This window comes from Pseudomonas sp. NPDC086278 (assembly GCF_050280905.1).
Classification (GTDB): Bacteria; Pseudomonadota; Gammaproteobacteria; order Pseudomonadales; family Pseudomonadaceae; genus Aquipseudomonas.
In genome coordinates, this window is record NZ_JBNNWE010000137.1 from 1 (window position 1) to 11,707 (window position 11,707).

The window sequence follows — 11,707 nt, forward strand, 5'->3', positions numbered from 1 at the left end:
CAAACGCACAATTCCCAGCGCGCGGTGGTGCGCAGTACGTCGTAGATCAGCTCGGATCCGCTTTTCAGTTGGGTCAAATCTTCTTCGGGCGGCATCTTCAACAACGCCGCTCAGGTCTGGAACCACACCTTCTACTGGAACTGCCTGGCGCCAAACGCCGGCGGTCAACCAACCGGCGCGCTGGCTGAAGCCATCAACGCAGCCTTCGGTTCGTTCGACAAGTTCAAGGAAGAATTCAGCAAAACCTCCATCGGCACCTTCGGTTCCGGTTGGGGCTGGCTGGTGAAAAAGGCTGACGGTTCCCTGGCCCTGGCCAGCACCATCGGCGCCGGCAACCCGCTGACCAGCGGCGATACCCCGCTGCTGACCTGCGACGTCTGGGAACACGCCTACTACATCGACTACCGCAACGTTCGTCCGAAATACGTCGAAGCGTTCTGGAACCTGGTCAACTGGAAATTCGTGGCTGAGCAGTTCGAAGGCAAAACCTTCACCGCTTAAGATCGATACCCGTTAAAAAACCCGGCTTTCATGCCGGGTTTTTTATGGGCTCCGCAAATGTTGATGCGTGACAGCAACAAACAGGTCGGCTGGCACCCTTGCCGCCAAGCCATACCCGGCTACCATCAACCCAGAAGCAAAAATTCTGCCGATCCCGCTCAAGTTGAAGGCCCAGACAACCGACACAGTACTAATAGACCCAATACCCCGGAAAACAGCATATTGGCCAAGCACACCGGCAAAATCCCCTGTGCATAAATGTCCCTTTGACTGCCATCACGGGATTGCCAATACTCATGGCAACTTGACGCTACCCGCACGGAACAAGGAATAAACCTTTGAAGCTGGAACTCAAGAACAGCTTGTCGGTGAAGTTGCTCCGGGTCGTGCTCCTTTCGGCATTGATCGTCGGCGTCGTCTTGAGCTGCGCGCAGATCGTTTTCGATGCCTATAAAACACGCCAGGCAGTCGCCAACGACGCCGAACGCATCCTCGATATGTTCCGCGACCCCTCGACCCAGGCCGTCTACAGCCTCGACCGTGAAATGGGCATGCAGGTCATCGAAGGCCTGTTTCAGGACGACGCCGTGCGCCAGGCCTCCATCGGCCACCCCAACGAAGCCATGCTCGCGCAGAAAATCCGCGAGCTGCAGCATTCCAGCAGTCGCTGGCTGACCGACCTCATTCTCGGCAAAGAACGCACCTTCACCACCCAACTGGTGGGTCGCGGGCCCTACAGCGAATATTACGGCGACCTGAGCATCACCCTCGACACCGCCACTTACGGCCAGGGCTTCATTGTCAATTCGGTGATCATCTTCATTTCCGGCGTGTTGCGCGCTCTGGCCATGGGCCTGGTGCTGTACCTGGTGTATCACTGGCTGCTGACCAAACCGCTGTCGCGAATCATCGAACACCTGACCGAAGTCAACCCGGACCGCCCCAGCGAACACAAGATTCCGCTGCTCAAGGGCCACGAAAAAAACGAACTGGGGATCTGGATCAATACCGCCAACCAGTTGCTCGAATCCATCGAACGCAACACCCACCTGCGTCACGAAGCCGAAAACAGCCTGTTGCGCATGGCCCAGTACGACTTCCTCACCGGCCTGCCAAACCGCCAGCAATTGCAACAGCAGCTGGACAAGATCCTGATCGACGCCGGCAAGTTGCAACGGCGCGTTGCGGTTTTGGTGGTTGGCCTGGATGACTTCAAAGGCATCAACGAACAATTCAGCTATCAGACCGGCGACCAATTGCTGCTGGCCCTGGCCGATCGGCTGCGCGGGCACAGCGGACGCCTCGGGGCCCTGGCCCGTCTCGGCGGCGACCAGTTCGCGCTGGTCCAGGCCGACATCGAACAGCCCTACGAAGCCGCCGAACTGGCGCAAAGCATTCTTGACGACCTGGAAGCGGCGTTTGCCCTCGATCATCAGGAAATCCGCCTGCGCGCGACCATCGGCATCACCCTGTTCCCCGAGGACGGTGACAGCACCGAGAAGCTGCTGCAAAAAGCCGAGCAGACCATGACCCTGGCCAAGACTCGCTCGCGCAACCGCTATCAGTTCTATATCGCCAGTGTCGACACCGAGATGCGTCGTCGCCGCGAACTGGAAAAAGACCTGCGCGATGCGCTGGCGCGGGACCAGTTCTACCTCGTCTATCAGCCGCAGATCAGCTATCGCGATCACCGCGTGGTCGGCGTCGAGGCGTTGATTCGCTGGCAGCATCCCGAACATGGCCTGGTGCCGCCGGACCTGTTCATCCCGCTGGCCGAACAGAACGGCACCATCATTGCCATCGGCGAATGGGTGCTGGACCAGGCCTGCAAGCAATTGCGCGACTGGCACGACCAGGGCTTCCCGGACCTGCGCATGGCGGTGAACCTGTCCACCGTGCAGTTGCACCACGCCGAGTTGCCGCGCGTGGTGAACAATCTGCTGCAAATGTACCGCTTGCCACCGCGCAGCCTGGAACTGGAAGTGACCGAAACCGGCCTGATGGAAGACATCAGCACCGCCGCCCAACATTTGCTGAGCCTGCGTCGATCCGGCGCGTTGATCGCCATTGACGACTTCGGCACCGGGTATTCATCGCTGAGTTACCTGAAAAGTCTGCCGCTGGACAAGATCAAGATCGACAAGAGCTTCGTGCAGGACCTGCTCGATGACGACGACGATGCGACCATCGTTCGCGCAATCATCCAACTGGGCAAAAGCCTGGGCATGCAGGTGATTGCCGAAGGCGTGGAAACCGCCGAGCAAGAGGCCTACATCATTTCCGAAGGCTGCCACGAAGGTCAGGGTTACCACTACAGCAAACCGTTGCCGGCCCGGGAGTTGAGCGCCTACCTCAAACAGGCGCAGCGCAGTAACGCGGCTATTTTGTAAAAATCAAAAGCTCTGCCGCACCGCAACCCTCTGAATAAGAAATATTTCCAGGTACAACCCTTTACACATAATGCGAAAGATTTGCATTATGTCGCAGTTTTGCGCGCGCGCCGCGCCATTCCACCCCCTTCTCGAAGCAGGATGTTCGCCATGATTCGTATGCCTCTGGCTACCGCCAGTCTGTTGGCCATCGCTATTTCCCTCGCCGGTTGTGGCGAAGGCAAAGACAAGACCGCCGCCGCGCCAGCGCCAGCACCGGCCGCCAGCACCGCCGCTGCGACCCCGGCCGCCGCCCCAGCCGCTGCCGGCAAAGTCGACGAAGCCGCCGCCAAAGCCGTTGTCGCGCATTACGCCGACATGGTTTTCGCCGTTTACAGCGATGCCGAATCTACCGCGAAAACCCTGCAAACCGCCGTCGACGCGTTCCTTGCCAAGCCGAACGCCGACACCCTGAAAGCCGCCAGGGCTGCCTGGGTTGCCGCCCGCGTTCCTTACCTGCAAAGCGAAGTGTTCCGCTTCGGCAACACCATCATCGACGACTGGGAAGGCCAAGTTAACGCCTGGCCGCTGGACGAAGGCCTGATCGACTACGTCGACAAATCCTACGAGCACGCACTGGGTAACCCGGGCGCCACCGCCAACATCATCGCCAACACTGAAATCCAGGTCGGCGAAGACAAGATCGACGTCAAAGACATCACCCCGGAAAAACTCGCCAGCCTGAACGAGCTGGGCGGTTCCGAGGCCAACGTCGCCACCGGCTACCACGCCATCGAATTCCTGCTGTGGGGCCAGGACCTGAACGGCACCGGCCCGGGCGCCGGCAACCGTCCAGCTTCCGACTACCTGGAAGGCAAAGGCGCCACGGGCGGTCACAACGATCGTCGCCGCGCTTACCTGAAGGCCGCGACCCAATTGCTGGTCAGCGACCTCGAAGAAATGGTCGGCAACTGGAAGCCGAACGTGGCCGACAACTACCGCGCGACCCTCGAAGCCGAACCGGTTGATACCGGCTTGCGCAAAATGCTGTTCGGCATGGGCAGCCTGTCCCTGGGCGAACTGGCGGGCGAGCGCATGAAGGTTTCCCTGGAAGCCAACTCCCCTGAAGACGAACACGACTGCTTCAGCGATAACACCCACAACTCGCAGTTCTACGATGCCAAAGGCATCCGTAACGTCTACCTGGGCGAATACACCCGCGTCGACGGCACCAAAATGACCGGCGCCAGCCTGTCGTCCCTGGTGGCCAAAGCCGACCCGGCGGCCGACACCGCGCTCAAGGCCGACCTCGCGGCGACCGAAGCGAAGATGCAGGTCATCGTCGACCACGCCAACAAGGGTGAGCACTACGACCAACTGATCGCCGCCGGCAACACCGCTGGCAACCAGATCGTCCGTGACGCTATCGCCGCCCTGGTCAAACAGACCGGTTCGATCGAAGCCGCCGCTGGCAAACTGGGCATCAGCGACCTGAACCCGGACAACGCTGATCACGAATTCTGATCAACGCTGGCCGAGTGACTCAAGAGGCGACCTTCGGGTCGCCTTTTTCATGCCCGCCAACCACCAATCCCCTGTGGGAGCGGGCTTGCTCGCGAAGGCGGTGTGCCAGTTACATCGCCGCTGAATGATGTATCGCTTTCGCGAGCAAGCCCGCTCCCACAGGGTACTGCGCAGCAACTGTGGGAGCGTGGCTTGCCCGCGATGGCCGTGACTCGGTCTCAAGTCAAACCCTGTCCCACATCAACCAAACGATAATTCCTCTTATTCAATCCCCCTTGCCCTGTTAGACTTTGCGCCTTTGTTTTGCTCGTCTCGCAGGATGTCTGATGCCACCGCTGCCTCTTCGCTTGTCCACTCTGTTTCTGGCCCTGGGCCTGAGTGCCTGCGATGACGCCCCGCGTTTTACCAAAGCCGAACCCGGCGAAGCCCGCTCGGGCGGCGACGCGACGGTGCGCAAGACTGACCAGAACGCGTTCTCCCTGCCCTCTGCCAACCTGCCGCCGTCACGGCGCGTGGATTTCAGCGTCGGCAACAGTTTCTTTCGCAACCCGTGGGTGATCGCGCCGTCGACCACCACCGCCCGCGATGGCCTCGGCCCGCTGTTCAACACCAATGCCTGCCAGAACTGCCACGTCAAGGACGGTCGCGGTCATCCACCGACACCTGATGACTCAAACGCCGTATCGATGCTGGTGCGCCTGTCGATTCCCGACGCGCCAGCGTACGCCAAGCTCATAGAGCGACTGGGCGTGGTCCCGGAGCCGGTCTACGGCGGCCAGTTCCAGGACATGTCCATTCCGGGCGTCGTCCCGGAAGGCAAGGTGCGCGTCGATTACACGCCGGTGCCGGTGCGCTTCAACGACGGCACCGAAGTCGAGTTGCGCAAACCGCGCCTGAACATCACTCAATTGGGCTACGGGCCGATGCACCCCGACACCCGATTCTCTGCGCGGGTCGCCCCGCCGATGATTGGCCTGGGCTTGCTCGAAGCTATCCCCGACGAGGCGATTCTGGCCAATGCCGAGGCGCAGGCGAAGGACAAAAACGGCATTGCCGGACGCCCGAACCGGGTCTGGGATGACGCGCAACAGAAGACCGTCCTCGGGCGATTTGGCTGGAAGGCCGGGCAACCGAACCTCAATCAACAAAATGTTCACGCGTTTTCTGGTGATATGGGCCTCACGACCAGCCTGAGACCCTTCGATGACTGCACCGATGCGCAAATTGCCTGCAAGCAGGCACCGAATGGCAACGGCCCCGATGGCGAGCCGGAAGTCAGCGACAACATCCTGCGCCTGGTGCTGTTCTACACCCGCAACCTCGCGGTTCCGGCCCGTCGCGACGTCAACGCAGCCGAAGTCCTCGCTGGCAAGAACCTGTTTTTCCAGGCCGGCTGTCAGTCCTGTCACACACCGAAATACACCACCGCCGCCAACGCCGCCGAACCTGAACTGGCCAATCAAGTGATTCGCCCGTACAGCGATCTGCTGCTGCATGACATGGGCGACGGGCTGGCCGATAACCGCAGCGAATTCCAGGCCGGTGGCCGCGACTGGCGCACCCCGCCGTTATGGGGCATCGGCCTGACGCAAGCGGTCAGTGGCCACACCCAGTTTTTGCATGATGGCCGCGCGCGCAATCTGCTCGAAGCCGTGCTCTGGCATGGCGGCGAAGCGACAGCGGCGCAGCAACAGGTTTTGTCTTTCAATGCCGAGCAGCGCGCTGCGTTGCTGGCGTTTTTGAATTCTCTTTAAACACTTATAAAGAATCGGGAGCCCGACATGTTCCGCCCCAAATTGTTGTTCACCAGCCTTGCCGCACTCGCCTTGGGCGCCTGCTCCCCGCAGGACCCGCAAGCCGTGACCTCGGCCGCCATCGCCAAATCGGTGATCCTGCCGACGTACACCCGCTGGGTTGAAGCCGACCGCCAATTGGCCACCAGCGCCCTCGCCTATTGCGAAGGCAAGGAAAACCTCGACACCGCCCGCGCCGACTTCCTGCACGCGCAGAAAGCCTGGGCCGAACTGCAACCGCTGCTGATCGGGCCATTGGCCGAAGGCAATCGCGCCTGGCAAGTACAGTTCTGGCCGGACAAGAAGAACCTGGTCGGCCGTCAGGTCGAGCAACTGGTCACCGCGCAGCCGCAGATCGATGCCGCCGCCCTGGCCAAGTCCAGCGTGGTGGTTCAGGGCCTGTCGGCGTATGAATACATCCTGTTCGACAGCAAACCGGACGTGGCCAACGACGCGCAGAAAGCCAAGTATTGCCCGCTGCTGAAAGCGATTGGCGAGCGCCAGAAACTGTTGGCCGAAGAGATTCTGCAGAGCTGGAACAGCACCGACGGCATGCTCGCGCAGATGAGCAAATTTCCGAACCAGCGTTACGCCGATTCCCACGAAGCCATCGCCGATTTGCTGCGGGTGCAGGTCACCGCCCTCGACACCCTGAAGAAAAAGCTCGGCACGCCAATGGGCCGTCAGAGCAAGGGCGTGCCGCAGCCGTTCCAGGCCGATGCCTGGCGCAGCCAGTCGTCCCTGTCCGGCCTCGAAGCCAGCCTCGCCGCGGCCAAAACCGTGTGGGAAGGCGTCGACAACAAAGGTTTGCGTGGTCTGTTGCCGAGCGAGCAGAAACCGTTGGCCGACAAGATCGACGCCGCTTACGCCGCCTCGCTGAAACTGTTTGCCAGCAACCGGCGTTCGTTGACCGAAATGCTCAACGACGACGCCGGTCGCCAGCAACTCAACGATATCTACGACAGCCTCAACGTCGTCCATCGCCTGCACGAAGGCGAACTGGCCAAGGCGCTGGGCATCCAACTGGGCTTCAACGCCAACGACGGTGACTGATGAGGACGAGTGCCATGCTGCGACGTCAGGCTCTGACTTTAGGTAGCTTGCTGCTGGGAGCAGTGACACTGGGCGGCTGGACGCTGTTCAAGCAAAAGGACAAGAGCCCGCTGCTGCTGTCGGCGCGGGACGATACCGACGGCCAGCATTACGCCGTCGGGTATCGGCTGGACGGCACGCGGGTGTTCGCCACCCAGGTCGGCCAGCGCTGCCACGACATCATCAACCACCCGACGCTGCCGATTGCGCTGTTCGTCGCCCGGCGCCCGGGCACCGAGAGCTACCTGATCGACTTGCGTGACGGCACGTTGCTGCAAACCGTGACGTCGCGGCCAAACCGGCATTTCTACGGCCACGCCGTCATTCACAACAGCGGTGACTGGCTTTACGCCACCGAAAACGATACGTCCGATCCGGGTCGCGGCTTGCTGGGTGTGTATAAGTTCGAAGGTGAGCGACTTATCCACAGCGGCGAGCTGTCCACCCACGGCATCGGCCCGCATCAGGTGTCGTGGATGCCCGATGGCGAAACCCTGGTCGTCGCCAACGGCGGCATTCGCACCGAGGCAGAAAGCCGGGTCGAGATGAACCTCGACGCCATGGCGCCGAGTCTGGTGCTGATGCAGCGCGACGGCACCTTGCTGAGCAAGGAGACCCTCGGCCAGCAGATGAACAGCGTGCGCCATCTGGGTATCGCCAGCGACGGCACCATCGTCGCCGGCCAGCAATTCATGGGGCCGTCCCATGAGTCATCGGAGCTGCTGGCGATCAAGCGCCCCGGTCAGCCGTTCGTGGCGTTCCCGGTGCCGGAGCATCAATTGCAGGCGATGGGGCACTACACCGCCAGCGTCGCGGTGCACAGCGATTTGCGTCTGGTCGCGTTGACCGCGCCACGGGGCAATCGCTTTTTTATCTGGGACCTGGACAGCGGCGAAGTGCGCCTGGACGCGCCGCTCCCCGATTGCGCCGGCGTCGGCGCGGTGGCGGACGGGTTCGTCGTGACCTCGGGTCAGGGCCGCTGCCGCTACTACGATTGTCGCCAGACAGATCTGCTCGCAAAACCGCTGGAACTGCCGGCCGGGCTCTGGGACAACCATCTTCACCTGATGGCCTGACCGCCGCTCAATCCATTTGGTGGCATTTCCCTTGTGGATGACATCCCCCTAGTGATGGCATCCCCTAGTGATGGCATCCCCATGTGATGGCATTCCCCTTTGTGGTGGCATCCCCTTGTGGCGAGGGGGCTTGCCCCCGTTCGGCGGCGAAGCCGTCGTAAAACCTGCAATCTCGGTGTGACTGGAAGGTTTATGGGGCCGCTTCGCAACCCAACGGGGGCAAGCCCCCTCACCACAGGGATGGGGTCCGGTTTCACCTGTAGAAAGTGCCAGTTGGATTCCCCCTCCGACTCAGAGTAATGTGCCCGACTGTCTCACCTGATTTTCTCCAAGGAAGTGGAAATATGCTGCGTCGCCGCATGCTGATCATGTTGGGTATCGTTTTGCTGATCGTGCTGGTCCTGGCGGGTTATAAAGCCTTCTCCGTCTACACGATGATCCAGGGTTTCACCGCGCCGAAACCGCCGACCAGTGTCGCCGTGGCCACCGCCACCGAGCGGCCGTGGCAGTCCCGCCTGCCCACCGTGGGCACGCTCAAGGCGTTGCAAGGAGTGGACCTGAGCCTGGAAATCGCCGGCACCGTCACCGATGTGCAGTTCCAGTCGGGGCAGAAGGTCAAGGCCGGCCAGCCGATTGTCCAGCTCGACAGCGCCGTGGAATCGGCCCTGCTCGAAACCGCTCAGGCCGACCTCGGCCTGGCCCAAGTCGATTACTCGCGCGGCAGTCAGTTGGTGGGCAGTCAGGCCATCTCCAAAGGCGAATTCGACCGGCTCTCGGCGGTGCTGAAAAAGAACAAGGCCACGGTCAATCAGCTCAAGGCTGCGCTCGACAAAAAACGCATCGTCGCGCCCTTCAGCGGCACCATCGGCATTCGGCAGGTGGATGTCGGCGACTACGTGGCGAGCGGCACCATGATTGCCACGCTGCAAGACCTCAGCAGTCTCTACGTCGACTTCTTTGTGCCCGAGCAATCGGTGCCGAAAATCGCCGTCGGCCAGCCTGTGCAAGTGATTGTCTCGGCCTATCCGACGCAAACTTTCCCCGGCACGATCAGCGCGATCAACCCGAAAGTCGACAACACCACCCGCAACATTCAGGTCCGCGCGACCCTGGCCAACCCCGACGGCAAGCTGTTGCCAGGCATGTTCGCCAGCCTGCAAGTGTTGCTGCCCAATCCGCAGCCCCGCATTGTCGTGCCGGAAAGTGCGATCACCTACACGCTCTACGGCAACTCGATTTATGTGGTCGCGCAGAAAAAGACCGAAGACGGCACCGTCGAGAAAGACGACAAGGGCCAACCGATCCTGATCGCCGAACGGCGTTTCATTGAAACCGGCGAACGCCGCGACGGGCTGGTGGTGATCACCAAAGGTGTGCAGAACGGCGAAAAAGTGGTCACGGCCGGCCAGATCAAACTGGACAACGGCGCACACATTGCCATCAGCGACGACAAGACTTTAGCCGAGAAGAACAGCCCGCCGCGCGCGGACTGATCAAGGAACCCCCATGGCTTTTACCGACCCGTTCATCCGCCGCCCGGTGCTCGCCACCGTGGTCAGCCTGTTGATTGTGCTGCTGGGCTTCCAGGCCTGGAGCAAGTTGCCGCTGCGCCAATACCCGCAAATGGAAAACGCCCTGATCACGGTGACCACCGCCTACCCCGGGGCCAACGCCGAAACGATCCAGGGCTACATCACCCAACCGATGCAACAGAGCCTGGCGAGCGCCGAGGGTATCGACTACATGACCTCGGTCAGTCGCCAGAACTTCTCGGTGATTTCGATCTACGCGCGCATCGGCTCCAACAGCGACCGTTTGTTCACCGAACTGCTGGCCAAGGCCAACGAAGTGAAGAACAAGCTGCCGCAAGACGCCGAAGACCCGGTGCTGAGCAAGGAAGCCGCCGACGCCTCGGCGCTGATGTACATCAGCTTCTTCAGCAAGGAGTTGAGCAACCCGCAAATCACTGACTACCTGTCGCGGGTGATCCAGCCAAAACTGGCGACCCTGCCGGGCATGGCCGAAGCGGAAATTCTCGGCAACCAGGTGTTCGCCATGCGCCTGTGGCTGGACCCGGTCAAACTCGCCGGTTTCGGCCTGACCGCCAGCGACGTGACCAACGCCGTGCGCCAGTACAACTTTCTCTCCGCCGCCGGCGAGGTGAAAGGCGAGTACGTGGTCACCAGCATCAACGCCAACACCGAACTCAAATCCGCCGACGCCTTTGCCGCGATCCCGCTCAAGGTCAATGGCGACAGTCGGGTGCTGCTCAGCGATGTCGCGCGGGTGGAAATGGGCGCGGAAAACTACGACACCATCAGTTCGTTCGGTGGCACGCCGTCGGTGTACATCGGGATCAAGGCGACACCCGGCGCCAACCCGCTGGACGTGATCAAGGAAGTGCGCAAGATCATGCCGGAGCTGGAAGCGCAGCTGCCGCCAAACCTCAAGGGTGAAATCGCCTATGACGCCACGCTGTTCATTCAGGCGTCCATCGACGAAGTGATCAAAACCCTGTTCGAAGCGGTGCTGATCGTGATCGTGGTGGTGTTCCTGTTCCTCGGGGCGCTGCGTTCGGTGGTGATTCCGGTGGTGACCATTCCGCTGTCGATGATCGGCGTGATGTTCTTCATGCAGATGATGGGTTACTCGATCAACCTGCTGACGCTGCTGGCGATGGTGTTGGCCATTGGCCTGGTGGTGGACGATGCCATCGTGGTGGTGGAGAACATCCACCGTCATATCGAAGAAGGCAAGACACCGTTCGATGCGGCCATCGAAGGCGCCCGGGAAATTGCGATGCCGGTGGTGTCGATGACCATCACCCTGGCGGCGGTTTACGCGCCGATCGGTTTCCTGACCGGGCTGACCGGGGCGCTGTTCAAGGAATTCGCCCTGACGCTGGCCGGGGCGGTGGTGATTTCCGGCGTGGTCGCGCTGACGCTGTCGCCGATGATGTGTGCGTTCCTGCTGCGCCATGACGAAAACCCCACGGGGCTCGCCCATCGCCTCGACCGGATTTTCGAAGGCCTCAAGCGGCGCTACCAAAGCATGCTGCACAGCACGCTCAACACCCGGCCGGTGGTGCTGGTGTTCGCGGTGATCATTCTTTGCCTGATCCCGGTGTTGCTCAAGTTCACCAAATCGGAACTGGCGCCGGATGAGGATCAGGGCATCATTTTCATGTTGGCCAACGCCCCGCAACCGACCAACCTGGATTACCTGAACGCGTACACCGACGAGTTCATCACCATCTTCAAAGAGTTTCCCGAGTATTACTCCTCGTTCCAGATCAATGGATTCAACGGCGTGCAGTCGGGGATCGGCGGCTTCCTGCTCAAGCCGTGGAACG

At 61.2% G+C, this 11,707-nt stretch carries 7 protein-coding genes and 1 pseudogene; all 8 read left to right on the forward strand.

Going from position 1 to position 11,707, the window contains the following annotated elements; all coding sequences use genetic code 11:
• Positions 1-72 precede the first annotated feature (72 nt).
• A pseudogene (locus tag ACQKP4_RS26925) lies at positions 73-501 on the forward strand (superoxide dismutase); the annotation flags it as partial.
• Between the two features lie 338 nt (positions 502-839).
• Positions 840-2,891, forward strand: coding sequence for a putative bifunctional diguanylate cyclase/phosphodiesterase (locus tag ACQKP4_RS26930; protein ID WP_427637009.1), 2,052 nt, complete (start codon positions 840-842; stop codon positions 2,889-2,891).
• A 150-nt stretch (positions 2,892-3,041) separates the two neighbouring features.
• Complete coding sequence (locus ACQKP4_RS26935; protein WP_427637011.1) at positions 3,042-4,394, forward strand: imelysin family protein; 1,353 nt, start codon at positions 3,042-3,044, stop codon at positions 4,392-4,394.
• 326 nt (positions 4,395-4,720) lie between these two features.
• Complete coding sequence (locus ACQKP4_RS26940; RefSeq protein WP_427637012.1) at positions 4,721-6,148, forward strand: di-heme oxidoredictase family protein; 1,428 nt, start codon at positions 4,721-4,723, stop codon at positions 6,146-6,148.
• Between the two features lie 27 nt (positions 6,149-6,175).
• Positions 6,176-7,240, forward strand: coding sequence for an imelysin family protein (locus ACQKP4_RS26945; RefSeq protein WP_427637013.1), 1,065 nt, complete (start codon positions 6,176-6,178; stop codon positions 7,238-7,240).
• Between the two features lie 14 nt (positions 7,241-7,254).
• Positions 7,255-8,355: a DUF1513 domain-containing protein gene (locus ACQKP4_RS26950; protein ID WP_427637014.1), complete on the forward strand. Its 1,101-nt coding sequence runs from the start codon at positions 7,255-7,257 to the stop codon at positions 8,353-8,355.
• Positions 8,356-8,699: 344 nt separating this feature from the next.
• Entirely contained in the window at positions 8,700-9,848 is a 1,149-nt protein-coding gene (locus ACQKP4_RS26955) for an efflux RND transporter periplasmic adaptor subunit (protein ID WP_427637015.1), read from the forward strand.
• A gap of 13 nt (positions 9,849-9,861) precedes the next feature.
• On the forward strand, positions 9,862-11,707 hold a 1,846-nt coding region (locus tag ACQKP4_RS26960; RefSeq protein WP_427637016.1), incomplete at its 3' end, for an efflux RND transporter permease subunit.